The organism is Candidatus Beckwithbacteria bacterium (genome assembly GCA_026397255.1).
GTDB lineage: Bacteria > Patescibacteriota > Microgenomatia > UBA1400 > CG1-02-47-37 > JAPLVF01.
Map to the genome: position 1 here is coordinate 182,432 of JAPLVF010000013.1, position 26,524 is coordinate 208,955.

At 43.4% G+C, this 26,524-nt stretch carries 42 protein-coding genes and 1 tRNA gene; 3 read left to right on the forward strand and 40 right to left on the reverse strand.

Annotated elements, in window-relative coordinates:
- The 8 genes from NTZ93_03420 to recA all read right to left on the reverse strand — a co-directional run bounded on the left by NTZ93_03420 (nt 1) and on the right by recA (nt 7,964).
- Entirely contained in the window at nt 1–981 is a 981-nt protein-coding gene (locus NTZ93_03420; GenBank protein MCX6816889.1) for an AI-2E family transporter, read from the reverse strand.
- Nucleotide 982: 1 nt separating this feature from the next.
- Entirely contained in the window at nt 983–1,840 is an 858-nt protein-coding gene (gene miaA, locus NTZ93_03425) for a tRNA (adenosine(37)-N6)-dimethylallyltransferase MiaA (GenBank protein MCX6816890.1), read from the reverse strand.
- On the reverse strand, nt 1,837–2,925 hold the full coding sequence (locus NTZ93_03430; protein ID MCX6816891.1) for a MiaB/RimO family radical SAM methylthiotransferase: 1,089 nt from the start codon (nt 2,923–2,925) through the stop codon (nt 1,837–1,839). Before NTZ93_03430 ends, miaA begins: the two co-directional genes overlap by 4 nt.
- Nucleotides 2,925–4,562, reverse strand: coding sequence for a hypothetical protein (locus NTZ93_03435; GenBank protein ID MCX6816892.1), 1,638 nt, complete (start codon nt 4,560–4,562; stop codon nt 2,925–2,927). The genes NTZ93_03430 and NTZ93_03435 overlap by 1 nt, the downstream gene beginning before the upstream one ends.
- Before the next feature lie 28 nt (nt 4,563–4,590).
- Nucleotides 4,591–4,866, reverse strand: coding sequence for an HU family DNA-binding protein (locus NTZ93_03440; protein MCX6816893.1), 276 nt, complete (start codon nt 4,864–4,866; stop codon nt 4,591–4,593).
- A gap of 60 nt (nt 4,867–4,926) precedes the next feature.
- The gene (rny, locus tag NTZ93_03445; GenBank protein MCX6816894.1) at nt 4,927–6,432 is read right to left on the reverse strand and encodes a ribonuclease Y; all 1,506 of its coding nucleotides are present in this window, start codon (nt 6,430–6,432) and stop codon (nt 4,927–4,929) included.
- Nucleotides 6,433–6,559: 127 nt separating this feature from the next.
- Entirely contained in the window at nt 6,560–6,964 is a 405-nt protein-coding gene (locus tag NTZ93_03450) for a regulatory protein RecX (GenBank protein MCX6816895.1), read from the reverse strand.
- Nucleotides 6,924–7,964: a recombinase RecA gene (gene recA / locus NTZ93_03455; protein ID MCX6816896.1), complete on the reverse strand. Its 1,041-nt coding sequence runs from the start codon at nt 7,962–7,964 to the stop codon at nt 6,924–6,926. Before recA ends, NTZ93_03450 begins: the two co-directional genes overlap by 41 nt.
- Nucleotides 7,965–8,030: 66 nt before the next feature.
- Here recA and NTZ93_03460 point away from each other — a divergent pair.
- A tRNA-Pro gene (locus NTZ93_03460) sits at nt 8,031–8,104 on the forward strand.
- Complete coding sequence (locus NTZ93_03465) at nt 8,105–9,754, forward strand: DUF2207 domain-containing protein (protein ID MCX6816897.1); 1,650 nt, start codon at nt 8,105–8,107, stop codon at nt 9,752–9,754. It begins immediately after the preceding tRNA gene.
- Between the two features lie 13 nt (nt 9,755–9,767).
- Here NTZ93_03465 and NTZ93_03470 read toward each other — a convergent pair whose 3' ends face one another.
- The 5 genes from NTZ93_03470 to NTZ93_03490 are packed head-to-tail and all read right to left on the reverse strand — an operon-like array spanning nt 9,768 to nt 13,513.
- Complete coding sequence (locus NTZ93_03470; protein MCX6816898.1) at nt 9,768–10,466, reverse strand: hypothetical protein; 699 nt, start codon at nt 10,464–10,466, stop codon at nt 9,768–9,770.
- A gap of 48 nt (nt 10,467–10,514) precedes the next feature.
- Nucleotides 10,515–11,183, reverse strand: a complete 669-nt coding sequence (locus NTZ93_03475) for a thermonuclease family protein (protein MCX6816899.1) — start codon at nt 11,181–11,183, stop codon at nt 10,515–10,517.
- Nucleotides 11,180–11,860: an SIMPL domain-containing protein gene (locus tag NTZ93_03480; protein MCX6816900.1), complete on the reverse strand. Its 681-nt coding sequence runs from the start codon at nt 11,858–11,860 to the stop codon at nt 11,180–11,182. Before NTZ93_03480 ends, NTZ93_03475 begins: the two co-directional genes overlap by 4 nt.
- 4 nt (nt 11,861–11,864) lie before the next feature.
- Nucleotides 11,865–12,605, reverse strand: coding sequence for a phosphodiester glycosidase family protein (locus NTZ93_03485; GenBank protein MCX6816901.1), 741 nt, complete (start codon nt 12,603–12,605; stop codon nt 11,865–11,867).
- The gene (locus tag NTZ93_03490; protein ID MCX6816902.1) at nt 12,602–13,513 is read right to left on the reverse strand and encodes a tRNA-dihydrouridine synthase; all 912 of its coding nucleotides are present in this window, start codon (nt 13,511–13,513) and stop codon (nt 12,602–12,604) included. Before NTZ93_03490 ends, NTZ93_03485 begins: the two co-directional genes overlap by 4 nt.
- Before the next feature lie 22 nt (nt 13,514–13,535).
- On the opposite strand from NTZ93_03490, the gene NTZ93_03495 reads away from it, so the two are divergent.
- Nucleotides 13,536–14,399, forward strand: coding sequence for a PD-(D/E)XK nuclease family protein (locus NTZ93_03495; GenBank protein MCX6816903.1), 864 nt, complete (start codon nt 13,536–13,538; stop codon nt 14,397–14,399).
- Nucleotides 14,400–14,436: 37 nt separating this feature from the next.
- On the opposite strand, the gene rpsI is transcribed toward NTZ93_03495, so the two are convergent.
- The 27 genes from rpsI to rpsS form a co-directional block, all read right to left on the reverse strand.
- Nucleotides 14,437–14,844: a 30S ribosomal protein S9 gene (gene rpsI / locus NTZ93_03500; GenBank protein ID MCX6816904.1), complete on the reverse strand. Its 408-nt coding sequence runs from the start codon at nt 14,842–14,844 to the stop codon at nt 14,437–14,439.
- A 3-nt stretch (nt 14,845–14,847) separates the two neighbouring features.
- A complete protein-coding gene (gene rplM / locus NTZ93_03505; protein MCX6816905.1) occupies nt 14,848–15,267 on the reverse strand; it encodes a 50S ribosomal protein L13 in 420 nt (139 codons plus the stop codon).
- Nucleotides 15,264–15,659, reverse strand: a complete 396-nt coding sequence (rplQ, locus tag NTZ93_03510; protein ID MCX6816906.1) for a 50S ribosomal protein L17 — start codon at nt 15,657–15,659, stop codon at nt 15,264–15,266. The genes rplM and rplQ overlap by 4 nt, the downstream gene beginning before the upstream one ends.
- Nucleotides 15,656–16,567, reverse strand: coding sequence for a DNA-directed RNA polymerase subunit alpha (locus NTZ93_03515; protein MCX6816907.1), 912 nt, complete (start codon nt 16,565–16,567; stop codon nt 15,656–15,658). The genes rplQ and NTZ93_03515 overlap by 4 nt, the downstream gene beginning before the upstream one ends.
- A 33-nt stretch (nt 16,568–16,600) precedes the next feature.
- The gene (gene rpsD / locus NTZ93_03520; protein MCX6816908.1) at nt 16,601–17,212 is read right to left on the reverse strand and encodes a 30S ribosomal protein S4; all 612 of its coding nucleotides are present in this window, start codon (nt 17,210–17,212) and stop codon (nt 16,601–16,603) included.
- A gap of 5 nt (nt 17,213–17,217) precedes the next feature.
- A complete protein-coding gene (rpsK, locus tag NTZ93_03525) occupies nt 17,218–17,586 on the reverse strand; it encodes a 30S ribosomal protein S11 (GenBank protein MCX6816909.1) in 369 nt (122 codons plus the stop codon).
- 2 nt (nt 17,587–17,588) lie between these two features.
- The gene (gene rpsM, locus NTZ93_03530) at nt 17,589–17,999 is read right to left on the reverse strand and encodes a 30S ribosomal protein S13 (GenBank protein ID MCX6816910.1); all 411 of its coding nucleotides are present in this window, start codon (nt 17,997–17,999) and stop codon (nt 17,589–17,591) included.
- A gap of 6 nt (nt 18,000–18,005) precedes the next feature.
- Nucleotides 18,006–18,119 (reverse strand): 50S ribosomal protein L36, encoded by a 114-nt coding sequence (rpmJ, locus tag NTZ93_03535; protein ID MCX6816911.1) that lies wholly within the window; start codon nt 18,117–18,119, stop codon nt 18,006–18,008.
- Nucleotides 18,116–18,337 (reverse strand): translation initiation factor IF-1, encoded by a 222-nt coding sequence (gene infA / locus NTZ93_03540; GenBank protein ID MCX6816912.1) that lies wholly within the window; start codon nt 18,335–18,337, stop codon nt 18,116–18,118. The genes rpmJ and infA overlap by 4 nt, the downstream gene beginning before the upstream one ends.
- Nucleotides 18,338–18,434: 97 nt before the next feature.
- On the reverse strand, nt 18,435–19,004 hold the full coding sequence (locus NTZ93_03545; protein MCX6816913.1) for an AAA family ATPase: 570 nt from the start codon (nt 19,002–19,004) through the stop codon (nt 18,435–18,437).
- The gene (locus NTZ93_03550; protein MCX6816914.1) at nt 18,980–19,555 is read right to left on the reverse strand and encodes a nucleoside monophosphate kinase; all 576 of its coding nucleotides are present in this window, start codon (nt 19,553–19,555) and stop codon (nt 18,980–18,982) included. Before NTZ93_03550 ends, NTZ93_03545 begins: the two co-directional genes overlap by 25 nt.
- Nucleotide 19,556: 1 nt before the next feature.
- Nucleotides 19,557–20,843: a preprotein translocase subunit SecY gene (secY, locus tag NTZ93_03555; GenBank protein ID MCX6816915.1), complete on the reverse strand. Its 1,287-nt coding sequence runs from the start codon at nt 20,841–20,843 to the stop codon at nt 19,557–19,559.
- A complete protein-coding gene (locus tag NTZ93_03560; protein MCX6816916.1) occupies nt 20,836–21,270 on the reverse strand; it encodes an uL15 family ribosomal protein in 435 nt (144 codons plus the stop codon). The genes secY and NTZ93_03560 overlap by 8 nt, the downstream gene beginning before the upstream one ends.
- Nucleotide 21,271: 1 nt before the next feature.
- The gene (gene rpsE / locus NTZ93_03565; GenBank protein ID MCX6816917.1) at nt 21,272–21,715 is read right to left on the reverse strand and encodes a 30S ribosomal protein S5; all 444 of its coding nucleotides are present in this window, start codon (nt 21,713–21,715) and stop codon (nt 21,272–21,274) included.
- 1 nt (nt 21,716) lies between these two features.
- Nucleotides 21,717–22,034 carry a 50S ribosomal protein L18 gene (gene rplR, locus NTZ93_03570; protein ID MCX6816918.1) on the reverse strand — a complete coding sequence of 106 codons (318 nt, stop codon included), beginning with the start codon at nt 22,032–22,034 and terminating at the stop codon, nt 21,717–21,719.
- A 7-nt stretch (nt 22,035–22,041) separates the two neighbouring features.
- On the reverse strand, nt 22,042–22,593 hold the full coding sequence (gene rplF / locus NTZ93_03575; GenBank protein ID MCX6816919.1) for a 50S ribosomal protein L6: 552 nt from the start codon (nt 22,591–22,593) through the stop codon (nt 22,042–22,044).
- A 3-nt stretch (nt 22,594–22,596) separates the two neighbouring features.
- On the reverse strand, nt 22,597–22,986 hold the full coding sequence (rpsH, locus tag NTZ93_03580) for a 30S ribosomal protein S8 (GenBank protein MCX6816920.1): 390 nt from the start codon (nt 22,984–22,986) through the stop codon (nt 22,597–22,599).
- Nucleotides 22,987–22,998: 12 nt separating this feature from the next.
- Nucleotides 22,999–23,184, reverse strand: coding sequence for a type Z 30S ribosomal protein S14 (locus tag NTZ93_03585; GenBank protein ID MCX6816921.1), 186 nt, complete (start codon nt 23,182–23,184; stop codon nt 22,999–23,001).
- Between the two features lie 5 nt (nt 23,185–23,189).
- On the reverse strand, nt 23,190–23,747 hold the full coding sequence (rplE, locus tag NTZ93_03590; GenBank protein MCX6816922.1) for a 50S ribosomal protein L5: 558 nt from the start codon (nt 23,745–23,747) through the stop codon (nt 23,190–23,192).
- A 2-nt stretch (nt 23,748–23,749) separates the two neighbouring features.
- On the reverse strand, nt 23,750–24,058 hold the full coding sequence (rplX, locus tag NTZ93_03595) for a 50S ribosomal protein L24 (GenBank protein MCX6816923.1): 309 nt from the start codon (nt 24,056–24,058) through the stop codon (nt 23,750–23,752).
- The gene (rplN, locus tag NTZ93_03600; GenBank protein ID MCX6816924.1) at nt 24,055–24,429 is read right to left on the reverse strand and encodes a 50S ribosomal protein L14; all 375 of its coding nucleotides are present in this window, start codon (nt 24,427–24,429) and stop codon (nt 24,055–24,057) included. The genes rplX and rplN overlap by 4 nt, the downstream gene beginning before the upstream one ends.
- On the reverse strand, nt 24,426–24,650 hold the full coding sequence (rpsQ, locus tag NTZ93_03605) for a 30S ribosomal protein S17 (GenBank protein MCX6816925.1): 225 nt from the start codon (nt 24,648–24,650) through the stop codon (nt 24,426–24,428). The genes rplN and rpsQ overlap by 4 nt, the downstream gene beginning before the upstream one ends.
- Nucleotides 24,647–24,805 (reverse strand): 50S ribosomal protein L29, encoded by a 159-nt coding sequence (gene rpmC, locus NTZ93_03610; protein MCX6816926.1) that lies wholly within the window; start codon nt 24,803–24,805, stop codon nt 24,647–24,649. Before rpmC ends, rpsQ begins: the two co-directional genes overlap by 4 nt.
- Nucleotides 24,802–25,209, reverse strand: a complete 408-nt coding sequence (gene rplP, locus NTZ93_03615; GenBank protein MCX6816927.1) for a 50S ribosomal protein L16 — start codon at nt 25,207–25,209, stop codon at nt 24,802–24,804. The genes rpmC and rplP overlap by 4 nt, the downstream gene beginning before the upstream one ends.
- Before the next feature lie 4 nt (nt 25,210–25,213).
- Nucleotides 25,214–25,891: a 30S ribosomal protein S3 gene (gene rpsC / locus NTZ93_03620; GenBank protein MCX6816928.1), complete on the reverse strand. Its 678-nt coding sequence runs from the start codon at nt 25,889–25,891 to the stop codon at nt 25,214–25,216.
- Nucleotides 25,875–26,237 (reverse strand): 50S ribosomal protein L22, encoded by a 363-nt coding sequence (gene rplV / locus NTZ93_03625; GenBank protein ID MCX6816929.1) that lies wholly within the window; start codon nt 26,235–26,237, stop codon nt 25,875–25,877. Before rplV ends, rpsC begins: the two co-directional genes overlap by 17 nt.
- Before the next feature lie 4 nt (nt 26,238–26,241).
- Nucleotides 26,242–26,523, reverse strand: a complete 282-nt coding sequence (rpsS, locus tag NTZ93_03630) for a 30S ribosomal protein S19 (protein ID MCX6816930.1) — start codon at nt 26,521–26,523, stop codon at nt 26,242–26,244.
- Nucleotide 26,524: the final 1 nt, after the last annotated feature.

Consider the following 26,524-nt stretch of genomic DNA (forward strand, 5'->3'; position numbering starts at 1 on the left):
TTATTTTTTATAATGTTTAAGATAAAGATCTTTAAAAACAATTTCCATCAGTAAAACGGCGGGAACGGACAAAACTACCCCGGCAAGACCGGCAATTTTAAAGCCAGCCATTAAGGCAAGAATTACCGCTAAAGGGCTTAAACCAACCGCTTTGGACATTACCCGGGGAACAATTAATTGATTTTCCACCTGCTGAACGACAAAATACAAAGCTAGCGTTGCCAAAGCTAATAGCGGTGAAGTGCCAGAGGCAACCAGAATTGCCGGAATGGCCGATAAAGTCGGACCAACAGTAGGAATAACTTCCAATAAACCGGCTAAAAAGGCTAAGGGAATGGCAAAATTTACCCCTAAAAGAGTTAGGCCAAGATAAGACATTAACCCGACGATCAACATTAAAGTTAATTGGCCGCGAACCCAACCACCCAGTTTTTTTTCGAGCTTTACAATAAATTCTTCAGCGTGTTCTTCTTTGGCATTGTGGCCAAAAAGAAATAATAAATATTTTTTCATATTTTTGCGTTCCATAATCAGGTAATAAACAATGACCAAGAAAGTAAATAAACCGATGATATTATCAAAAACCCCGAGGGCAATTTTAAGAATTTGTTGCGGCAGAGTATTTAGTTGGGGTTGGAACATGGATAAATCAACTCTTCCCTTAGTGAGTTGATTAAGGTTTTGGGGGAAAAGGGTTAAGAATTTAGAGGTTTGCTCAACTAAAGGCGGGATTAAAGAAGCAACGCCAAAAAATATCAAGGCCAAAAATAAAATGTAAAAAAACAGAGTGGCAACAGAACGAGGAATTTTACGTTTTTCTAACTTATCAACCAAGGGACTAAGGGCAGACATGAAAATTACAGCGACAAAAAGCAAAAGCAAAAGATAACGAATTCGATATAAAAACCAGGTAAAAATCAGGAAAAAGACCGTAAAAATAATCGTCTTATAAGAAATCTCCACTTTATGAGAAGTGTCCATACTATTTTTTAGTATACCAAGCTTTTACCTGTCTAGCTACCAATTTAAATAAATCTTTAGCGTCAATGTCAAACCAGCGAATCGCTTTATTTTTCTTAAACCACGTTAGCTGGCGGCGGGCATATTGCTGTTCGGCCACAATCCATTTATTAACATCCGGCAGTTGATGATAGCCGATGGCAGACATCGAGGGTAAATTCGACCCATATTGTTTCTTTAGTTTTTGCCATTCCTGAATTGCTCCAGATTTAATTCTTTGCTCAACCCGCTTTTTAATTCTTTGATCTAATATTTTTTTCTCAGCGGTTAACCCGATCCATAGTAGATTATTCTCTTTAAGGTCCAACCCTTTGGACAAAAAGGTTGGACCTTTTTGAATAGCAACTTCAATGGCGCGGATCAGACGGCGGGGGTTTAACTGGTCTGAGTGATTCATCTGCATCAACCGTTTAGGATTAAGTTGCTTTAGTAACTTAAGTAGTTTAGGAATAGAAAAAAAAGATAATTTTTCGCGTAATTTCCAGTTGGGTTTCGCGAAAATTGTTGACGGGGGCTTGATTAAACTGTCTAAATATAAGCCTGTCCCGCCGACGATAATCGGAAAGCTAATTTGATTAATTAAAGTGCGGGTTAGTTTCACAAAATGGGCGACGGAAAATTCTTCGTCCGGCTTAACCAAGTCCAGGCCGTGAATTTTCACCCCTTTGGGTTTGTCTTTACCGGTAACAATATCCATCCCCTGGTAAACCTGACGGGAATCAGCGGAAATCAGTTCACCGGAGAATTGCTTGGCCAACTGGACGGCTAGTTTGGTTTTTCCGGTCGCCGTCGGGCCGCAAATAATTAAAATTTTGGTCATTTAATCACCTTGGGTCTATTTTTAAAATGTTTTAAGTTAATCAGTTTTTCTAAAATCTGCCAACGGCGTTTTTTTTCGGCAGCGGAAACATCATCGGGAATTTTTGCGGCAGCTGTTCCCGGCCGGGGCGAATACTGATTAACAAAGGCAATTTGCCAATTAACTTGGTTAGCTAAATTAACCGTGGCTTGGAAGTCGGCTTCGGTTTCGCCGGGAAAGCCGACAATAATATCCGTTCCCAAAGTCAAACCTTTGACCTTAGTTTTTAATTTTTTAACTAATTTCAAGTAATCCTGCCAGGTGTAACCGCGGTTCATGAGTTTTAAAATCCGGTTTGAGCCGGATTGAACCGGCAGATGGACATAACGGTCAATTTTTTTATTTTTGGCAATACAGTCAATCAGAGCATCGGAAAAATCCCAAGGATTGGAAGTCATAAACCTGATTAACTTTAATTGATTAAAGCGGCAAACTTTTTCCAAAAGTTGAACAAATGGTGGAACATCTTGCCTGGGCTGAGATTTCCTCAAACCAATGCCGACTTTATCCAAACCATAAGAATTAACGTTTTGACCCAAAAGGGTAATTTCGGTGTAACCTTTTTCCACCAACTGGCGGATTTCGACAAGAATGTCTAATTCAGGACGGGAGGTTTCCCGGCCGCGGGAGTAAGGGACAATACAGTAGGAACAAAAGGAGTTGCAACCGTTGCTAATCGGCACCCAGGCGTGATGCTGGTCCCGCCTGATGCTGGCTTGGTTAAAACCGACTTCGTTGATGGGTAAAATTTCATCAACAGCAGGCAGCATGTCCAATAATTTTTCCTGGCCGTAATGAATCATGCAGCCGGTAAGAATTATTTTTTTCTTGCCTTTATTTTTGGCCAAATTTAGAAGTAAGCCAATTACCCGATCTTCGGCGGATTTACGGACAGAACAAGTGTTAATGATAATTTCATCAGCTGTTTGAATGTTCTTCGCCGGTTTAAATCCCCGCTTTTGGTAATCGCCGGCAATCCGTTCCGAATCGGCCTTATTCATCTGGCAACCGAAAGTATAGATAAAGTAAGTTCTAGTCTTTTTCATCACGAGAAGTATTTTAACAGACGAGAGAAGAAAAATAGAGTTAAAGTAAATAATCCAAGACTGACAAGAGAAAGTTTATCGCCTAGCTGGCGGGCGGGAGTGTGTTCGGTAAAAGTGGAGATAACGGTGTGGGTGCCGGCGGTCAGATTATAGCCAATTAAACCAGGATAGTCCTGACGGTCATAAATAATTTGGGCCGGCTGGCCATCGACGGTCACTTCCCAACCAGGAAAGTAAGCAGTTTTTTCAAAAACCGGTTGGTCTTTAGGAACAGTAACCGTGTAAAGATGTTTTTGGGTTTGCCAGACTTGAACGACGCTTTTATCGGCATTAAAAACCCGGTCGGTATTTTGAGCCAATTTAAGAGCTTTGTCAGTCTCAAACCATTGAGGCCGGTACTCATTTTCAGTGGTAGAGGTAAACGGATATTGGAAATAGCTCATGTCCGGAGCATGAATAAAGCCCTGAGAATGAACATTAAGACCGGCATAAACGATAGCTACCAAAGCAACTAAAATACTCAAGCGCGGCCAAGCCTTGGCGACAAAGGCAGCTAAAAAAATCACGCTAAGGCTCATAAATAAAAGCAGGCGCCAGGGAAATTGGGCTTCGTAAATGAAAGGTAAGCGCAACCAAAACCATTGGGAAATGGGCAGGCTTAAAAACATAAAACCGGCAAAGGAAATTAAGAAAAACCAAGCTAAGTTTTTATTAATTTTCAGGTGACGTTTAAAAATCAGGGCAATAATTAATAAAACAATAATTAACCAATGGCCGGGGCCGAAATTAAAACTTAAACCATCGCCGGTGCCGGGAAAAGAAAAACCAAAACCCCACTTAGAAAAAAATAACTGTCCTAAAGTAGGAAAATGGTCTAAAAACCGCAATATCGGATGAACGGCTTTAATAATCGTAAATTGCTGTTCCATGACAAGGGGCAGCCAAAAAAACAAGCTTAAGCCAACGCTGATTAAAAAACTTAAACCAGCGATTAACCACTTCTTCTTTGACTGGCCCCATAAACTAACAAGGCTAAAGCCTAATAAAAGCGGCAAACCAAAAATAACACTGATGTTGTGACAAAGCAGAAAAGCAACCAGTGAACTGGTGGCGAGAAAAAAACTTATACGGCCCGGTTTTTGAATTAACCGCCTTAAAAAAAGCAAGCACAGCGGCACAATCGACCAAACCAATATTTCTCCGGTCGAGCCGCGGACGAGAAAATTTACCCAAGGGTAAACGGCAGTTAAAGCAAAAACCGAGGCAATAAAAGCCGAGAAACTGCCGAATAATGGCAGTAAGAAAAAATACCAGGCAATCGGGGCCACCACGGTACTAATCATTAAAATCAGCTTTAAACTCCACTCAATTGATAAGCCTAAAGAGAATAAAGGCCAAGCTAAAAATTCGGTTAAATAATAGCTAAAATTGAAAACCGGGTAGCCGTATTGGTAATTTAAACTGCCGGCCCAGCGCGGCGGCAGGTGGTGGTCACGCACGGCCAAATAAAGATTGGCCAAACGGGCCAAATGCATTTCACCGTCGTGAGATTGGGGAAAACCGACATTAAACAGGCTGCGCATTAAAAAAACTGACAGGGCAATCAACACGAAACAAACCAAGAAGTTCTTTTTCATGAACCAATTCTAGCACGAAAGAAAGGGTTTATTTTTTCACCAAACGCTTGAGGGTTTTGCCGACTAAGAAGCGAACGACGCGGTGGCTTTTGATGATTAAATCCTGGCCGGTGGCCGGATTGCGGCCTTTTTTATCTTTGACTTTACTGATTTTAAACGTGCCAAAGCCGGAAAGGACGACTTTTTCGCCCCGATCTATCTGGCGGACAAGTTCGTCTAAAAAAGCATCAATGGCTTCCATGGCCGCTTTTTTAGTTAAATGAGCTTTTTTAGCAATGATTTCAATAATGTCGGTTTTGGTCATATCGACAATAAATATAACCGCTGTATCAAGCTAAATCAAGAGGCAGTTTAATTGATTAAACTAGTTGGCAATTGCCTCTGCTCTGCTTTCCCGAATCACGTTGACTTTAATTTGACCGGGGAAATTCTTGACTTCGTCTTTAATTTTATCTCTTATGTCGCTCGCTAACTTAACACTTTGATCGTCGGTAAGCACTTCCGGTTTAACAATGACCCGGACTTCCCGACCGGCTTGAATCGCATAGGCGGATTCAACCCCTTCGAACGATTTAGCAATATCTTCCAACTGCGTCATCCGTTTTAAGTAACCCTCATGGTCAGCATAACGGGCGCCGGGACGAGAACCGGAAATGGCGTCGGAAATATATACCAGCATTGATTCAACCGAGGAAAACGGCTTATCTTCATGGTGTTCGGCGACACAGTCGAGCACCGCTTGGGGAATATGATGGGTTTTTAAAAATTTAACTGCCAGCTCAACGTGAGTGCCTTCCTCTTCGTCGATGACTTTGCCGATATCGTGCAGTAAACAACCTAGACGAACAATATTGGGATCAGCTCCGGTTTCGTAGGCCAATTTCAGGCCAATCTGGGTTTCCTCTAAAGTGTGAGTAATCATGTTTTGACCGTAAGAAAAGCGGTACTTAAACCGACCGAGCATATCAATAATTTCGATGGGTAAGTTAAAAACCTTAACCGCGTGGCAAAGTTTTTCACCCTCAGTCCGCATAATCCGCTCAATATCTTTTTGGGTGTGAGCGACAATTTCTTCAATGCGCGCCGGCTGAACCCGACCATCGGCAATCAATTTTTCCAAAGCGACCCGGGCAATTTCCCGCCTAACCGGATCAAAACAGGATAAACGGATCACACCAACCTCATCTAAATCAACTTCGACGCCGCTGACTTTTTCAAAAGTGCGGATGTTGCGACCTTCGCGGCCAATCACCCTGCCTTTAATGTCTTCATCGGTAACTTTGACTAAAGAAACGGTGTATTCGGCCACATAATCGGTGGCCGCATGACGCATAGACTCAATCAGAATTTCCCGGGCTTTGTCTTCGGCTTCAGCTTTGGCCTGACTCTCAGACTCACGAATAATATCGGCGATTTCCCGGGTCATCCGGCGCTGATATAACTTCAAAATTAAATCGTGGGCTTCGGTTTGATTTAATTTAGCCACTCTTTCTAATTTTTCCAGCTGCTGTTTTTTGACTTCCTCGATTTTTTTCAACTGTTCCTGAAGATGTCTTTCATGGCCGGTAACACTTTTTTCCCGTTGTTCGACAGCGCCAAGACGATGATCAACTTCCGCCAACTGGTGGACGGATTTTTCTCTTGAAGCCTGGGCTTCATTAATAATTTTTTGGGCAGAGGCATCGGCTTGTTTTTTAATTTCAAAAGCTTGATCTTTAGCTTCAATAATGAGCTCTCTGGCTTTAGCCTCTGCAGCCGATAGGTCGACCGGAGGAACAATTTTTTTTCGTCCAAAGGACGACCGGCCTGTGGCCGGGGTTAGGATGGCTTTACCTTTAATAATTTGAGAAAAACGTTTAAAAAACGACATAAACCTCTTTTTCTGAAGACAAATGGAAGATTACTCCGCTGCCGGAGCGGAAGAAGATTGACTGATTTGTTTTATTTTTAGTAACATTTATATCTTCTAATTACCATTTATCAACTATCTAGGTATTTTACTCGTCGGCGGCCAAGGCGTCAATAACTCGGTAAGAAAAACCACGACTCAACCGTTTATTTGAAGGGAGTGATTTGGCCAACTGCAACTCGTCTTCATAAGATAATAAAACATCATCGATAATATCCTGACTAACGCCCTTTTGGGATAATTCTTGTTTTAAAGCAATGTTGCCGCGAGGCCGAAACTTAATTCTTTGATCCACCCACCACTTAGCAAACTGGAAATCATCTAACCGTCCCTCATTAATAAAATGGTCAACTACTTGATTGATGGTAATCTGATCGGCGCCGCTTCTTTTAAGTTTAGTGGTAAATTCGGCGATACTTTGAGGACGGTAAGATAAGAGATTTAAGCCCCGATTAATCAGTTTTTGGCGGACGGCCGCGGCGGTGTTTTTCATTAGAATCAACTCCTTCTTTAACGCGTTTCCAAATTTCCGTCTCAATAATTTTGGTTAATTTGGTATTTTCGGTTAGGAACAAACGGACAGATTCCTTGCCCTGACCTAGAACTTCGTTGCCATATTTATAAAAACTGCCGGATTTAACAATGATGCCGTAGTCGACGGCTAAATCGATCAGGCCGCCTATTTTAGAAATCCCACCGACATTTAAGATATCCAGTTCTGCCTGGCGAAACGGCGGGGCAACTTTATTTTTAACGACTTTAATCCGGTGGCGGGAACCAATAATCGTTTCGCCGTCCTGAATATTGGCAATCTTGCGGCAATCCAAACGGATGGAAGAATAAAATTTTAAGGCTTTACCGCCGGACGTCGTTTCCGGATTGCCGAACATGACGCCGATTTTCATCCGGATCTGGTTGGTAAAAATAATCACGGCTTTGGATTTGGCAATGGCGCTGGTCAACTTACGCATAGCCTGACTCATCAACCGCGCCTGCATCCCCATAGTGGAATCACCCATCTCCCATTCAATTTCGGCTTTAGGCACAAGGGCAGCAACTGAATCAATACAGATAACATCAATGGCGCCGGAGCGAATTAAGGTCTCGGCAATTTCCAGGGCTTGCTCGCCCGTATCCGGCTGGGAAATCAATAAGTCGTCCAATTTGACACCAATAGACTGGGCGCGTTGAGGATCAAGAGCATGTTCGGCATCAATAAAGGCAGCCGTGCCGCCGGCTTTCTGGGCTTCGGCAATAACATGAAGACAAATGGTGGTTTTACCGGAAGCCTCCGGACCGAAAATTTCACTGATCCGACCGCGGGGCAAACCGCCAACACCCAAAGCAATATCTAAGGCGATGGAACCGGTAGAAATGGAGGCGACCTCCTGATGTTTTTTATCGCCCAATTTCATAATCGCGCCGGCGCCGTACTGCTTTTCAATCTGCTCCATTGCCACTTTAATTGCCTGAAGTTTGGGATCGGTAGTCATAAAACCATTAAACAAAGATTTACCGAAACTGTCAAGCCGAATTTTATGTGATAAAATTCAGGAGAACGGGGATTAGTTTAACGGTAGAATGCGCGCATGGGGTGCGCGTGGCGACAGTTCAATTCTGTCATCCCCGACCAATGAAAAAAATATTAATCAGTTTATTGATTTGGTTATTATTTCCGGTAAGTTCAGTTTTAGCCGCAGATTATACAGTTGATAACTTTAAAAGCCTGATTGAAATTAACCAGGACACTTCCTTAACCGTCACGGAAACAATTGAGGCGAATTTTAATGTGGCTAAACACGGAATTTTTCGGATTATTCCGGTGATTTATTCCGCTAACGGCCGGACGATTAACGGTGAATTTAAGTTGCTGTCGATAAATGCTCCCTACTCAAGCAGCCGATTCAACCAAAGTATCAAACTGCAAATCGGTGATCCTAATAAAACGATTATCGGCAAACAAACCTACGTGATTAAATACCAGCTTAATAATATTCTCCAAAGATACCCTGAGCATGACGAACTCTATTGGAACGTGACCGGGCATGAATGGGATACAACTATTGCCACGGCCTCAGCCGAAGTAATTTCGCCGTTTGCACCGATTATTAAAAGACAGGATTATAACGAAGGCGAACTGACGATTGCCGTGGCTTTGGATAAAAACAGCCAATTGATTTGGCCGACGAAAACTCAAATGGCAGCAAAAACTACAATCAATAACTGGGGCTATCCGGTCGCCCTGCTGCCGGTCTTAGTGATGTTTGGGTTTTGGCTGAAAAAAGGCCGGGATAAACGCTACACAACCGATAATTTGTATGTAAAGGGTCAAAAAACTAAGACTGTGGCAATATTTGAACACAAATTTTTACCCAGTGTTTACTCGCCGATTGACAACCTGACGCCGAGTGAAGCCGGGACAATTTTAGATCAGAAAGTGGATACCAAAGATGTGGTGGCAGAAATAATTGAACTGGGGCGGTTGGGATTTTTGACGATTAAAAGAACGGAAGTGAAAAAATTCCTGTATAAAAACACTGATTATGTTTTGACCAAACAAAATAAAGACACGAAAAATTTAAGAAATTACCAAAAATATTTATTGGAAAAGATTTTTGGTAACAAGCAAACAGTCAAATTATCAGAAATGAAAAATAGTTTTTACCAGTATTTGGAAGAATTCAGGAAAAAAGTGAACCAGTATTTGGCCGACGAAAAAATCTTTGACGGCAACCCCAAACAGGTAAAAACTAAGTGGACCGGTATTGGTTTTCTGATGATGGCCGGCGGGCTGGTAGGGGTAATAAATTTTGCCAGTTTAACGGCTAATTCCGGACCAATTGGCATACTGGCTTTAACTCTTATCCCTTTAATCATGCTCGTGAAAAATATGCCGGCCAGAACCGCCTGGGGATACTCACTGTTACGACAAATTGAAGGCTTAAAGTGGTATTTAGGTAAAGGGAAATGGCGGGAAGAAATTGCCGAGAAAAACTTGTTTTTAGGCGATATGCTGCCTTTAGCAATTGCTTTGGGAGTAGTCAATCAGCTGGCTAAGGATATGGCCGGCTTGGGAATTCCGCCGCCTAGTTATTTGCAGGGTTTTAGCGTGGTGAATTTTAATTCCCAGTTAAATCATTTAACTAATAACAGCACTGCGGCAATTATCAGCTCGCCGAGCGGCTCAAAATGGAGCGGTTCGTCTTCCTGGTCAGGCGGTTCCGGTTTTTCCGGCGGTTCATCAGGCGGTGGTTTCGGCGGCGGCGGCGGGGGTAGTTGGTAAGGCGTAATCTTGTTTAGGCTTTAATTGTCCAGTCGCCACCGGTTTCGGGTTTCTCAAAAACTCTAAGGGTGGCTGTCTGCCATTGGTCGTTGTCCTGAACAACCATGGCTAAAGTCAAAGTATTGATTTTTCTCCTTTGATCGTAGCCGTAGACCACATCAAGATATTGATTTAGGGTTGACTTTAATTTGCCGTCTCTTAACTGAGAAAAATTGTATTCAATTACGCTGGTTTTACCAAACAAGACAACGTCTCCAGGTTGACAAACATTGGGATTATATTCTGAAAGTTCAGGTAAATCATTAAACTGTTTTTCTTCAAAAAGATTGGCCAGAGTCATTATCGCATTCTTGCCAAGACCGCTTTCTCCGCGAAAGAGGACGGCATCAGTTTTATCTGCCTTAATCCAGTTAAGAGCATAAGCGTTTGTACTTATAGTTGTTTCAGCGTTGTCCACCGCGGCAAATATCCCCGGAGAAGTGCCTATTTTAGTCTGACAAATACATTTTGCATCAGCGCCGTTGACAACAATCAGGTTGTCCGGATCATCCGGGGTTTCGGGTGTTGGTGTGGGTTTTAGCGGCGGGGCTTCCGTAGATGGCGGTTTTAGACCACAGGCTGTTAAAAGTCGGCTTACGACTACTGCCCCGACTATTGCCCCACCTGCTTTTAAGGCATCTCGGCGAGATAGTGGTTTTGGTTCTTGAACCATAACTAGATTAATATGACTTATAACTTAGATTGATGTCAAGAACAAACATCAATGACAAGTGGCGGCTTTAACAAAGCCGGCGACCTGGGCGTCTTTCTCGGTGCAGAACCAGTCTTCACCGATATCTTTTTCCACAATCGTAAAAGCGTACTGGGCACAGTTGGGCAGGTAATATTTTCTGGCAGTGGAGTTTTTGTCAATATTCCCCTTAATATTACATTTTGGGTTATCCGGATTTTCTTTTTGGTAGCATTTGGGGCTGTAAATTCCGAGACGATCGGTTTTGGCTTGATTGGCGACGGCTTGAATTGGTTCGGTTTGAGAAGTCTGATCGCTGTGGTATCTGGCCCAGCCGGATTCCAGCATTTTTAAATTGACTAAAGTATCGCCAATATAAACCAGGGCCATCGGCCGGCCATACTGGTCCATGATTTTTTCTTCCACCCGGATCTTTTTTTGGTCAACCAATTTCGTCAGCAGGTCTTTGGCTTCCTCGCCGCCACAAAATTCCAGTTCCGGCGCGTCAATATGCCTTAAGCGCAAGCGGACTTTGCCGTCCATAACCAAGGTGTCGCCATCAATGACACCGATAACTTTAATGTCACCGCCCGGAGATTTATTTAATAAAAAGTAATTTAATAAGAGTGAGGGAAGAATCAAAATCAGACTAAGTAACTTTAGTAACCTAGGCAGCTTACGAGAAATGAGGGTACTCATTTTAGCTCAAAGGTGACGGTGACGGTTTTGGAAACGGTTTCCGTGCCGGGTTCGATTGGAGCAGGGACACCACCGACCTCGGCTTTGGCAGACATAAAAACCGGCCGAGGGGCAGAGGTGCCACCTTCACTGACAGTTAAAATTTTACCCAGTCGACGACGAGAAGCTTTGGCGACAACCGTGGCTTTTTCCCGGGCATTATCAATGGCAGTTTGCAATAAAGCGGCTTGAAATTGGGTAGTGTCGTCCAAAGAAAAACTGGGGCCGGAAACATTGGTAGCGCCAAGGCCTTGCAACAAATCGGTTAAGGCAGAGGCCTGATTAATATCCCTTAGAGTAAGGTTAACAGAATTGGAGGCCTGCCAGACTAAAATTTTTTCTTTGGTAGTTTGATAAACCGAAACCCGCTGAGTTTGGATGTCTTTGGGGTCAATGCCAAAATCTTTAATACTTTGGATAATTTTAGTCATGCTTTGATTAACTAAATCAACGGCCGTTTGTTTAGTTTGATTAGTAAAAACAACACTGGCGCTAAACTTGGCAATTTGAGGGGCTTCGTTTTGTTTGGCCTCGCCGGTGACGGTAATCGAAGCCGGTTGTTCAATAGAAAACGGAATAAATTTAATGACTAAGCCTAAACCCAGGAAAAAAGACAGAATCAGTAAAAATTTTTTCATATAATTAATTATAACAAAAAAAACTACCGATGTAAGAATATTCAGGGAGTTGCACTTCAGGAGTAATAAAGGCTGAGGCAGAACCACCGTCTAAATTAAGAGCTACGCCTAAGTTCTGGTTAATGGCCTGACCTAAGGCGACCACCAGCTTGGGCGTGTCCGCTAATAACGGTCCGCTAAAAAGGGAGTCGACCCCGGTTATAACCAGAAAAATCAGCTGATTTTGATCATTTAAAGCGGCAATGACCCGACGGCGGGGATGATCTTGGCTAATTTTTAAAAGCAAAGGCTGGGAATCAAAAATCAGCAACGGGCCGGATTGTAAGCCAAGATCGACTGAACCCTGCGGAACTGATGGGCTAATTTCCACCTTAGAGGTAGAAAGTGATAAAAAGCCGTTGAATAAACTGCTGGCAATCGGCTGGGATAAAGTTTTACCCTGGCTGACCAGCCAGCCTAAGGGTTTATCCTGTTTGTCATAAAAATTGCCATTAACCAGAACTTGGCAGTGATTAGTTTTAGCTAAATCTTCTGAGGAGGCCTGGGCAGCATGGTTGGGTAAGAGTCTTAAGTTGGTTAAGTTGTCCAACTTAACCCAGGCATAACGATAGGCACCAAACTGAGCTAAGGCCGGGGTAGGTGAAGGCAAGGGCCCCACTTCGCTCCGACTTGGTGTCGGAGCTACGCTAGAGGTACAAGCGCTTAAAAAGATAAGCAAAAATAAAACTAAAATAATTTTTTTCATAAAGAATCCATTAATTGGGTTCGCATTTTTAAGGCGCCTTTAAAGCCTTTGAGGTAAATCTTCAGAAAACGTTTCAGGGGATGAATCGGTTTAATTTCACCCCAGGTTTGCCGGTAAATTTCTAAATGGCGTTGCCAGGCGGCGATTTTGTCTGTCTTAGTTTTGGGAGTTTGCACAGCATTAAAAATCCAGGGGTTTTTAAAAACTCCCCGGCCGATCATAATGCCGTCCACTCCGGTTTCCCTGATTCTTTGATAAGCAGTTTCCCGGGAAAAAATATCGCCGTTGCCGATAATTAAAGTTTTGGGGTTAAATTGGTTTTTTAAAGCCACAATTTTTTTAATTTCTTTCCAGTGAGCCGGGCCTGTTGACATTTTTTTGGTGGTACGGCAGTGGACGGAAACCGCCGCTAAGTCAAAATTGAGTAAAAATTTAAACCAAGGCTGGATATTGATGGTTTTATAGCCCAGGCGGGTTTTAACTGAAACCGGCAAACGACCCTTGGCGCCTTTAATCGTACTTTGAATAATTTTTCCGGCTAAATCCGGATTGTCAATCAGGGCACCGCCGACGCCTTTTTTAACCACACTTGGTTCCGGACAGCCAAAGTTAATATCTATTCCGGCAAAACCAGCGCGAACGATAAAATCAGCGGCGGCGGCAAACAATTCCGGATCTAATCCCCATATTTGAGCAATCAATGGTTGTTCTTGAGAAGTGTAAGATAAAAGTTGAGTGACGGTTTTGATGTCCGGCGAAAAAATGGCCTGGACATTGATAAATTCGGTGAACATTAAGTCCGGCCGGCCCAGTTCACAAAGCAACTGGCGAAAAGCGGAGTCAGTCGCGCCAAACATCGGCGCCAGACAGAAAATTGGTTTAGGTAAAGTTTCCCAAATATTAACCATTGGCTGATGATATAATTTTTTTATGGATAAAGACAAATTCAGTGCGGTCTGGGTATCGCATTCGTCAATTTCCGATTGGCTGGCTTGCCCGCGGGCATATTATTTAAAAAATGTTTACAAAGATCCGAAAACCGGGAGAAAAACGACCTTAATTAATCCGGCAATGGCCTTAGGACAGGCGGTCCACGAAGTGGTTGAAGGTTTGTCGGTATTATCAGTCGAGCGGAGATTTAGCCAATCTTTACTGGAAAAGCTGGAGGTCGTCTGGAAAAAAATCAGCGGGAAACGGGGCGGATTTTTAAACGAGAAAATTGAGGGTGAGTATAAACAACGGGGCCGAGAAATGCTCAAACGCGTAGAAACCAATCCCGGGGTGCTAAAAAATCTGGCAGTAAAAATTAAAATGGAACTACCCTACTACTGGCTGTCGGAAAAAGACAATATTATTTTGTGCGGCAAAATCGACTGGCTGGAATACCTGAAAGAAACCGACAGTGTTCACATTATTGATTTTAAAACCGGTAAAGATAATGAAAAAGCGGATTCACTGCAACTGCCAATTTATTATCTGCTGGCAACCAACACGCAAAAACGGCCGGTAACAAAAATGAGTTATTGGTACATTGATAGGGAAAACGAACCGGTAGAAAGAAAACTGCCGGACATTGATAAGGCCCGAGAGAAAATCCTGAAAATTGCCAAAGAGATGAAATTGGCCAGGCAACTGAACCGGTTTAAGTGCCCGACCAATGGTTGCCGGGAATGCAAGCCGATGGAGGCAATTATTAACGGTGAAGGTGAATTTGTGGGGAAAGACGAAATCGGCCGAAGTGTGTATATTTTAACCAAATGTGAGAATCAAATCGGCAAAAGCGAGATTTTGTAAAAATACCTCTATCACATTCCGGGAATGTGATTGTATGTTACCTTTTTGGACTTTGCTTTTTGCGACGGGATTTGCCGCCCATGCCGATCATGCGGCGTTGACGCTCGCGGGGATCACGGGTAATAAAGCCTTTCTGGCGAAGCGGGGGTCTAAAATCCGGATTGGCCTTAACTAAGGCCCGGGCCAGACCGTGAATAACCGCGGTTAATTGGCTCATTTTGCCGGAACCGAGGACTTTGACAGTGACGTAATATTTATCCAAAACATCACAGGTCACCAATGGTTCCTGATAAAGCTTTTTTAAAACTGCGCCGGGAAAATATTTATCGATGGGAAGATTATTGACTAACGTCTCCCCTTTTCCTTTAAACAGCCTGATGCGGCTGACCGCAGATTTTCTCCGACCGATAGCAAAAATATATTTAGGTGATTTAACAGTTGTCATAAATTAAACCTTTTTAAGTTTATCTTGATAAATATGCTGATCAGTTTTAAAAACTTTCAAACGGCAAAGGCGAGCATCGCGCAATTTGTTTTTCGGCAACATTTTGGAAACAGTCCAAAGTAACGCCTGACGGGAATCTTTTTTAAGCTGCTCACCAAAAGTGATAGATTGAAAACCGCCGGGATAATTAGAATGGCGCCAATAAGTTTTTTGCAATAATTTTTTGCCGGTGACGCTAATTTTATCGCTGTTAATAACAACGACATAATCGCCGCAATCCAGCTGAGGGGTAAAATAAGGTTTGTTTTTGCCTAAAAGTTTTTGAGCAATAGCGGAAGCCAAGCGACCTAGAACTTGGTTGTCAGCATCAACTAAATGCCATTCACGCTTAATATCAGTTTGTTTGGTGGCGTAGGTTTTCATTTTTTCACCTCAGGTTTTTTCACTTCTTTTTTAATTTCTTTATCAATAAACTCAATCTGGGCGAGCATGGCGTTATCGCCGCGGCGAGTTCCGACTCTGACCAACTTGGTAAAACCACTGGTTCTGGTTTTTGTCCGGGGGGCAAGAATATCAACCAACTTGTGAACCGCCGGCTTGTAAGATAAAAAGGCCAATAGTTGGCGCCGGGCGGCTAAAGTGTCTTTTTTCGCCTGGGTCATCAACTTGTCCATTAGGCCGGCTAAAACTTTGGCTTTGGCAATCGTGGTGGTAATCTTTTCATGAATAATTAACGAATTAACCAATTGCCTAAACAAGGCTTGGCGTTGATTAGTGTTGCGGCCGAGCTTAGTCAATTTGTGACGATGTCTCATTTCACTTCAACCCCTTTAGTTTTTAATTTTTTAAGAACAATGTCGACGGATTTGCCGCCCAGATTTTTCACTTTGGCAATCGCTTCCTTGGTAGTGGAAGCTAAATCTTTGACGGTGACAAACCCGCCCTTTTTCAAGGCGTTGGCAATCCGGGTGGGTAAATCCAGCTCTTCAACTGATAATTTTAAGACTTCGTCGTCGCTGCTAACCACAGTAGCCACCGGTTCTTCGGCTTCAAAAACAGGTTTGATAATTTGGTTAAAGTGGCTAATTAAAATTTTAGCAGCCGCTTCTAAGGCCTTTGAAGGCTTAATGGTAGCGTCTGTAAAAATCTCCATCACCAATTTATCAAGATCGGTGCGGCGACCCACCCGGGCGGTTTCGATATTGTAGTTAACCCGAACAACCGGAGAAAAAGAAGCATCTAAAATAATTTCCGAGAGCTTCTTCGGCGCCCGGTCTTTTGCCGGCAGATAACCATAACCAGGACTAACTTCCAAGACAACGCTTAATTTGGTTTTTTTATCAGCCAAGGTGGCTAAAACCAAATCTTTATTGATAACTTTAACTCCGGCGGGAACGACAATGTCTCCGGCCTTAACTTTGGTCGGACCGCTAACAGTTAAATGGGCCTCAACCGGTTTATCGCCGGAGAATTCAAAACGGACCTGTTTTAAGTTTAACAAAAGCTCGACCACGTCTTCTTTCATACCGGACAAAGTGGTGAATTGATGGGTGATACCGTCAATAGTCACAGCCGTAATGGCGGCACCGGGAAGGTTGGTTAGAAGAACCCGACGCAGGGCATTACCGACAGTTAAACCAAAACCTTTTTCCAGAGGAAAGAGTTCAAATTTGCCAAAATCTTTAGTTTCGGCTTGGGCAATGGTTTTAAAATTAACTTTCATAAATGTCCTCCCCCCGACGTAACGTCGGGATAATTATCTTGAGTAAAACTCAACTATTAATTGTTCTTGAATATTAACATCAATTTCTTCACGTTTGGGTAAACGGGAAAATTTAACCAGCACGGCCTTTTTTTCCAGCCAATGAGGCACATTAAGTTCTTTGTTTTCCAATAATTTGGCAATCTGGGGAATGCTGGCGGTTTTCGGGCTTAAGCTGACAACCTGACCAACTTTTATTAAGCAGGAGGGAATCGTAACCCGCTGGCCTTCAACCAAAGCGTGACCGTGGTTAACCAGCTGACGGGCCATTGCCCTCGTAGTGGCAAAGCCGGCGCGATAGACAATATTATCCAGACGGGACTCCAAAATCTGCAACAGTTTTTCGCCGGTAGCGGCTTGAGTTTTTCTAGCGACTTCGTAGTAACGGCGAAATTGGCGTTCGGAAACGTCATAAATCGCTCTTAATTTCTGTTTCTCTTTTAACTGGCCGGCATAATCGGAAGAGCGACGTCTCATCATTTTCCGACCGTGCATGCCGGGTTTATTAGGTTTTTTGGCTAAAATTTTGTCAAATTTTTTGGAGCCGAAAATATTTTCGGAAAATTTTCTAACAATTTTGGCACGAGGCTGAATAGTTCTGGACATAAACTTTAACCGTGACGGCGCTTTTTAGGCCGGCAGCCGTTATGAGGCATGGGAGTAATGTCGGCAATCAGACCGACTTTAATTCCGCTGGCCTTAATCACTCCCAGAGCCGCGTCGCGGCCGGCACCCGGGCCTTTGATAAAAACCTGCATCGAGGTGACCCCGACTTCTTTAGCCGCTTTAACCACTTTGTCAATGGCGGTAGTGGCAGCAAAAGGGGTGGCTTTCCGGGCGCCTTTAAAACCGGAAGCGCCGGTGGAACCCCAGGAAATAACATTGCCGTTTAAGTCAGTTAAAGAAACTAAAGTATTATTAAAAGAAGCGGTAATGTAAAGCTTGGCAGATTTGATTTGGGGAAGTTCTTTTTTAGCCATATTTATTTACTATCCTCTTTCTTGGCAGCCTCAACTTTAGCGGCCTCTTCTTTCTTAAGGGCGCCAACGGTCATCCGTTTACCGCGTTTAGTCCGGGCGTTGTGGCGGGTGCGCTGGCCGCGGGCCGGCAGGCGCATGCTGTGACGCAAGCCGCGATAAGTACCAATCTGTTTTAAACGTTTGATATTCTCAGTAATTTGGCCGCGCAAAGAGCCTTCCACGGAAATCGTGTCAACGGCTTTTTGCAGGCGGGCAATTTCGTCGGAGTTTAAATCTTTGGCGCGCTTATTGGCATCAACATTGGCTAATTTAAGCAGTTTAGTGACATTGTGCCGGCCGACGCCAAAAAGATAACTCAAGGCAATTTCGATCCTTTTATTAGCGGGCAGGTCAATTCCGGAAATTCTGGGCATATATTTTTATCCCTGCCTTTGTTTGTGCCTTGGATTTGTACACAGCACATAAACCCGGCCTTTGCGCCGGACTATCTTACACTTTAAGCAACGTTTTTTAACTGAGGCTTGAACTTTCATTTTTCTCGGTAGACAATCCGACCTTTAGTGGTGTCGTAAGGCGACTGCTCAAGACGGACTTTGTCACCAGGCAGAACGCGGATGTGATATAAACGCATCTTGCCGGCCAAATGACAAAGAACAACTTTATCAGTCCCAGTCAATTTCACCCGAAAGGTGGCGTTGGGAAGAGATTCTAACACCTCTCCCTCAACTTCGATAATGTCTTTTGACTCCATTAATTAATTATAATAATAACAAAACTACCTCCACATCTTGCGAGGTAGTCTTTAATTTGTCAAGGAAACAGAGTGAATAATAACATGGGGTTGAGAATTAGTCCAGTAGGAAAAAATTTAAGGCCTTTTCTAGTTCCTGGTGGAAAGCGGAGACAGAAGTTTCATTAACAATTAAATAATCGGCTAAAGCGATCGGTTCGGCTTTATTGAGGTGTTTTAGCTCATCACAATCACGCTGTTTGGCTTGGATTTCCGTTAACGGCCGAACCGGACGGTTTTCCAGGCGCTGATAACGGATTTCCGGACGGGCGTAAATCCCTAACAATTTTAATTGGGGAAACTTGGCTTTTAAATAAGTGTATTCTTCCCAGGAATAAAGGCCGTCGAGAACAATACATTCCACTCCGGAGTGGAATGTTTCTTTAATGCGGGGCTCGAGCTTAATGGCATAGGCGGCCATGCCGAGTTCTTTTCTTAAGTTCTCGCGGTATTGACGTTCGTTAGTTTCGGTTAAAGGGAGATTTTTGGCACGTAAGCCCCGATCGGTTTCGTCACCAAAACGTAAAACCGGATAGCCTTTGGTTTTAAAAAAATCACAAGCCAAAGATTTTCCCGAACCGGCCATACCGACAACGGCAATAATTATTTGGTCTCGATCTCGCGGCATATATCCTCAAAAATTTTCTCGATCGTCTGCTCACCGTTAATTTTTCTTAATAAACCCTGCTCTTGGTAAAATTTTAAAACATCGGCTTCCTGGTCAGCATACATTTTTAAGCGGGTTTGAATCTTTTCCGGGCTGTCGTGTAAAGAACCGTCCGGATTGGTGCGTTTGCGGGCCAGAAGCCGTTTAATTGATTCGGCTTCGCTGACCTGAAGATAAAAGACAAAATTGACGGTTTTGCCGTATTTTTCCAGTTTTTCGTTTAAAAAGACCGCCTGGCTGGAATTTCTGGGAAAGCCGTCAATAATAAAACCATTGGCCGCATCCGGCTCTTTCAGGCGGACTTTCCACAAAACAAACATTTCCGAATCGGCCACATAGTGGCCTTTTGATAACGATTCCCGGCAGATTTCACCCATGATTCCTTTGTCTTCGGCCGAATATTTTCTGACTAAATCGCCGGAACCAAGATAGGGCAACTTTAGCTTCTCAGCCAGCATTTTAGCCTGAGTACTTTTACCTGAACCTTCGGGACCGTAAAAGATAATAAACATATTATAAGAACCCTTCATAATTTCTCATTAATAATTGAGATTCCAAGCTTTTAGAAACTTCCAAGATAACTGAGACAACAATCAAGATGCCGGTGCCGCCGATGGTTAAAGTAGTAATCCCGGTTAGACCGCTGGCAATCGAAGGCAAGATGGCCACCAAACCCAAAAAGATAGCCCCGGCCAAAGTAATCCGGTTTAAGACCTGAGACAGATAGTCAGCGGTCGGCCGACCGGGACGAAGCCCGGGAATAAAGCCGCCGTATTTTTTAATATCGTCGGAAATTTTGTCCGGATTAAAGGTGACGGCAGTATAGAAATAGGTAAAACCGATGACTAAAAAGAAATAAATCAGGTGGTAAGGTAAACGGTTGGGGTCAAAAAAATTGACGAAGGCCCCGGCAAAACGGCTAAAAGGAAATTGAGGCAACTGCTGTAAATAACGACCGACAACGGAAGGCATCACTACTAAAGAAACAGCAAAGATGATCGGGATAACGCCGGCCTGATTAACCCGTAAAGGCAGATAGGTGGTTTGACCGGATGCGGCAGTGGCCGAGGCATGGATCCGCCGGGCGTATTTTACCGGAATCTGGCGGACAGCTTCATTAACAAAAACAATGGCGGCAATAACAATTAAGCTCATGACCGTAAAAGTCACCACACTTAATAAATTAAGGGTTTGACTGATGGCCGATGTCTGCAACAAAGACACCGGCAGACGGCCGACAATGCCGGCGAAAATCAAGACCGAAATACCGTTGCCAATCCCATATTCGGTTAACAACTCCCCTAACCACATTAAGAAAATTGTGCCGCAAATCATGCTAAAAACCAGGTTAACTAAAGATAAGGGGCTGGAAATGGTTAAAATATGCTGATTTTTTAACAAAACGACCATACCCACAGACTGAATCGCCGATAAGGGAATGGTTAAAAGCCGGGTATATTGGTTAATTTTTTCGCGGCCATACTCGCCTTCTTTGGATAAAGCTTCTAATTTAGGGAAAAGAATGGTGGCTAGCTGTAAAACTATGGAAGCATTAATATATGGCCCTAAACCTAAAGCCATAATGGAAAAGTTGGCCAGGGTGCCGCCGGAAAAAATATCCAAAAGCCCTAACAGTTGGTTGGAGCCGAAAAGTTGTTTGAGAGCGCCGGGATTAACTCCGGGAACGGGAATGTGGGCCACAAAACGGAAAATAACAAAAATCAGCAAAGTAATTAAAAATTTACGGCGCAATTCGTGAAAACGCCACAATTTTTTAAGAGGGGCAAGAAAATTAGGCATTTAATTTCGCCACTTTTTTCGCAGCGGCCTTAGACATTGGCAAATCAATCTTCAAACGATGCTTAAGTTCACCTTCACCCAAGATTTTTACCGGTAAGCCAACCGCGTTTTTTGGTAATAAATTATATTTAATTAAAGTTTCGATGGTAACGACGGTGTTTTTAGGCAAAACATTTAAATCTTTAAGATTAAAAATCAAGGATTTCTTAGAGAAAGACTTAAATCTTAACTTGCCCCGAAGCATCGGCGAGCGCCGAATCAAGCCTTTGCGCATTTTGGTGCCTTCAAAATACAAAGGGACTTTGCCGCGAACGTTGTCACCTTTGGCGCCGCGGCCGGTGGTATGCCCACCAGAACCGGAACCATAACCACGGCCAACCCGTTTTTTGGACTTGTCAACAATTTTAGGCAACTTAGATAATTCCATATTATTGCAATAGCTTTAATGCTTTAATTGTACAATAAACATTGGTCGCCTGGTTTTTTGTACCCAAAACCTTGCTGGAAACATTAGTGATGCCGGCGGCTTCCATCACCGCCCGAACAGCACCACCGGCAATGACCCCACTCCCGGGTGGGGCGGGTTTTAAGAGAATTTCGGCGGCCCCAAATTTAACCCGGATATCGTAAGGAATAGTGGTGCCTTTCATATTAACTTTAAAAAGGTTTTTCTTGGCGCGGCGGACGGCTTTTTTAATACCGGATAAAACATCCGGAGCCTTGCCTAAACCGACACCGACGCGGCCTTTTTTATCCCCAACAACCATTAAAATAGAAAAACCAATCTGATTGCCGCCTTTAGTTTTTTTGGAAACGCGGTTAATTTGAATGATTTTCTCTTCAAATTCTTTTTTTTCTTCGTATCTAGGCATATTAAAAATTTAAACCTGCCTTTCTGGCTGCTTCGGCCAGGGCTTTAATCCGGCCGTGATATTGGTAGGGCCCGCGGTCAAAAACAACGGCTTTAATTTTTTTGGCCAGAGCGGTTTTGGCCAAGGTGGCACCAATAGAATCAGGGTCCGAACCGGAAGCGGCCGCCAAAGTGACGCCTTTATCATCATCAATAATTTGGGCGTAAAGATGTTTTAAGGAACGAAAAACCGTTAATCTTGGCCTTAAAGCAGTCCCTTTGGTCTTGGAACGAACCCGAACTATCCGGCCCATTTTCTGGTTGGAATAACGTTTAATCATAATGTTTTTAGGTTGTGACCGCAGCTTTGGCGGCTTTGCCAGGTTTTAATTTAATAACTTCTCCTTGGTAACGAATGCCTTTCCCCTTATAAACATCGGGGTGGCGGAATTTTTTGATGTTGGCGGCAACTTGACCAACTAAATACTTGTCCGGGCCAGAAACAACGATAAATTTATTTTCTTTAATTTCCAGTTTAATCCCGGCCGGCTGATGATAAATGATCGGATGGGAAAATCCTAAAGACAGTTCAATCCCCTCCGCTAACGGTTTAACCCGATAACCGGTACCCTGAATTTCCAAAGTTTTAGTAAAACCGACAGTGACGCCTAAAACCATGTTGGCAATAATGCTTCTGATTAAACCATGTAAGGCACTAACGTCAGTGGTTTTAGAAATAGGACTACAAATAACCTGATTGTCTTTAATTTCGACTTTAATGCCGGCGGGAATCGCTTGAGACAGTTCGGCGGTAGCGGATTTAACGACGATCCGACCGGCCGCAATAGTGGCGGTAACTCCTTGAGGGATAGTAACTGGTTGGTTGCCGATTCTACTCATAATTTAAGAAATTTTACAAATAATTTCGCCACCGACTGATAATTTTCTGGCCTCAGCCACGGTCATAATCCCTTTGGAAGTGGACAAAAGAGTCACTCCCCGGCCTTTAATTAAACGGTCAAGTTTAGCCACATCGGCGTAGTGCCGAACTCCGGGCCGGGAAATCCGGCGGACATTGGTCAGGGCCGGCTGGCGATTAATATATTTGAGATCGATGTTCAGATTTAAAAACGGTCTTTTGCCTTCAATTTTTAACCCCTTAAGATAATGATTGTTAATTAAAATTTTAACCAGCGCCTCTTTTAGCCGGGAATGAGGCACAATTAAGCTTTGGTGTTTGGCCAAATAAGCGTTTTTAATTCTGGTTAGTAAATCGGCAATCGGATCAGTCATAAATAAATATTTTTACCAGCTGGCTTTGGTAACTCCGGGTAATTCAGCTTTATGAGCCAGTTTACGAAAACATAAACGACACAAGCCAAAATGCCTAAGATAAGCCCGCGGCCGGCCGCACAATTTGCAGCGGTTGCGAAACCGGGTGGAAAACTTCGGTGGTTTAGCTTGTTTGGCAAAAAATTTAACTTTGGCCATACTTGTCAACCCTTGGCTGATTTTTCCTTGGTAAATGGCAGGCCGAGTAATTCTAGTAACTTTAAGGCTTTTTGATTATCAGCGGCAGTGGTAACAATGGTTATCTGTAAGCCGCGAGTCTGGTCGATTGTATCATAATTGACTTCGCGAAAAATAATCTGTTCTTTAAAGCCCAGTGAATAATTACCATGACCATCAAAAGCAGTGCGGGAAATCCCCTGAAAGCCCTGTATCTGCGGCAAAACGACGCTAATTAGTTTATCTAAGAAAGCGTACATTCTTTCCCCTCTTAAGGTGGCCATGACGCCAATCGGATCACCTTGTCTGATCTTAAAGGCGGCTTCGGCGGCCCGGGCCTTAGTAATCAGCGCTTTTTGGCCGGCAATTAAACTAAAATAGTCCTGAACTTTTTTCGCCACACTTTTGTCGCCGGCGCCTTCTTTAATACCAACATTTAAAACTATCTTGAGTAGGCGGGGAGCAGCCAGGTCATGCTTAAGCTTTAGTTCTTGCTTTAAGGCAGGTAAAACGGTTTTAAAATATTTTTCCTGTAAACGGTTCATATTTAGTCAATGGGTTTCCCACATTTTTTACAAATTCTTAACTTTTTCTTCGCCGCTCCCTCAAAACCAATTCGGGTGACGCTATGGCATTTAGGACAGATCAGGCTAATTTTAGCCAGATTTAAAGGCCGGGCTAAATCAACCATTGAACCAGCCTTACCTTCACCCCGGGCCTTAAGGTGTTTTTTATATAGATTAAGGCCAGTGACGGTAACGGCATTACTTTTAAGTAAAACTTTTTCAATTTTACCAGTTTTCCCCCGGTCTTTGCCGAGGGTAATTTTAACAGTATCGCCGACTTTAAATTTCATAATACCTCCGGAGCCAAAGAGGCAATTTTACTGTAGCCTAAATTTTTAACTTCACGGGCAATGGGGCCAAAAATACGGCTGGCCTTAGGCTCTTTGGTCTTAACATTGTCTAAAATAACCGCGGCATTGTCGTCAAAACGAATATAAGAACCGTCCTGACGGCGCTGTTCTTTGGCCACCCGGACGACCACGGCTTTAACCACTTCGCCTTTTTTAACCGCCGAAGTAGGGCTGGCTTCAATGACCGAAGCTGTGACCAAATCACCTAAGTAGCCGGTTTTACGCTTAAAACCGCCGTGAACCAGAAAGACCCGGAGCGATTTGGCCCCGGAATTATCAGCCACTTTAAGAACGGTTCTTAATTGAATCATATTTTTTTAATTACTTTCCATTTTTTTCTTTTACTTAAAGGTCGGCATTCATGAATTATGACTTTGTCGCCCAATTTTAGGGGAAGTTCATTGTGAGCTAAATATTTTTTCCGCCGGGTAATCGTTTTAGCATATAGGGGATGCGTCCAACGGCGCACTACTTCTATGACGACAGTTTTAAGCATTTTCGTACTGACAACTGAACCGGTAATTTGTTTCATAGATTTGTTTTTAATCTAGCAATTTGCTTTTTAATTTTTTTTATTTGACTGGTGTCTTTTAATTTATTGGCTTTTAAGTCCAGCCTAAGCTTGGCCAGGTCTATTTGCAGCTGACTTAAATTTTTTGATGGTTCGGTTTGATCTTTTTTGGTCATAGTTTAGCAACAAATTTAGTTTTTAAGGGCAATTTTTGAGTAGCCAAACGGAAAGATTCCCGGGCAGTTGGTTCATCGACACCGGCTAATTCAAAGAGAATCCGGCCGGGACGAATAACACAAACATAGCCTTCAATTTCACCTTTACCACCGCCCATGCGGACGCCCGGACCCTTGTGAGTGTAACTTTTATCAGGAAAAATGCGAATCCATAAACGGCCGCCGCGCTTAGTTTCATGGGTAATGGCCTTCCGGGCGGCTTCAATTTGCCGGGAAGTCAGCCAACCACAGGTCATCGCCTTAAGGCCAAATTCACCAAATTCTATCTTGGCCCCGGCTTGGCTTAAGCCGCGCATTCGGCCGCGAAATTGTTTACGGTATTTTTGGCGTTTAGGCTGAAGCATATGGTTAATTTATTTCCCCCTCTCCTTTATAAATCCAGACTTTAATGCCGACATAACCATATTTAGTAAAAGCCGGCTGTTCGAAATAATCAATGTCGCTTCTTAAAGTACTCAAGGGAATACTCCCCTGGCTGAATTTTTCCCGACGGGAAATTTCGGCGCCATTGATACGGCCAGATAAGAGAATTTTAATCCCCTTGGCGCCACTGCTCATGGTTTTTTCAATTGCCTGAGCCACGGCTCGACGATGAGGATAACGTTTATTAAGCTGTTCGGCAATTCGCAAACCGGTTAATCGGGCAGATAAGTCCGGATTTTTAACTTCAACCACGTTAAGCTCAAATTTCGGAGCCTGCCTGCCGGCAGGCAGGCTTTTTCCGGATTTAAGATCCAGCTTTAACTTCCCAATAATGGCTTTCTTTAGTTCTTCCAGGCCAGCGCCGCCGCGGCCAATCACGACTCCCGGCCGGGCAACAGAAAGAGTAATTTTGATCGTGTTAATTGACCGGTCAATTTTAACGTCGGTAATCCCGGCCAGTCTAAGTTTTTCAAATAAAAACCGTCGCAGTTTAATGTCCTCTAAAAGAAACTGGTGGTAGGTTTCGCCTTCGGCAAACCAGTTGGAAACCCAACCATAAAGTTTACCGAGACGAAAACCTAATGGATTAACTTTTTGACCCATGTTTATCAGCCTGTGGCTGACTCTCCAGAATAATTTTAATGTGACTGGTGCGTTTTTTTATCGGGTGGGCGCGGCCCCGGGAAATCGGCTGTGACCGTTTATAAACCGGTCCGGCGTTCACTTCAATTAATTGAATTGTCAAACTATCTTTGGCTAAATGATGATTATTAACGGCATTGGCCACCGCCTGCTGTAAAACCTTAAGCACCGGGGTGGCGGCTTTCTGCGGCAAATGTTTTAATGTCAGCAAGGCTTCGGCAATCGGCATCGGCCGAATTAAGTCGGCAACCAAACGAGCTTTTCTGGGATTAATACGGATAAATTTGCTGGAGGCTTTAATTTGCATATTTTTAGGTTTTGGTTAATAAGCGTTTAACCATCTTGCCGTGACCCCTAAAGGTCCGGGTAGGAGAAAATTCCCCTAAGCGATGGCCGACCATAGATTCATTGACAAAAACATCAATAAATTTGCGGCCGTTATGGACCTGAAAAGTCACCCCGACAAACTCCGGCGGAATCTGACTTTTTCTGGACCAGGTTTTGATGGGTGTTTTTTTACCCACCTCTTTCTGCTTGTTTATTTTCTGCAAAAGCCGCTCATCAACAAATGGTCCTTTTTTTGAGCTGCGCATA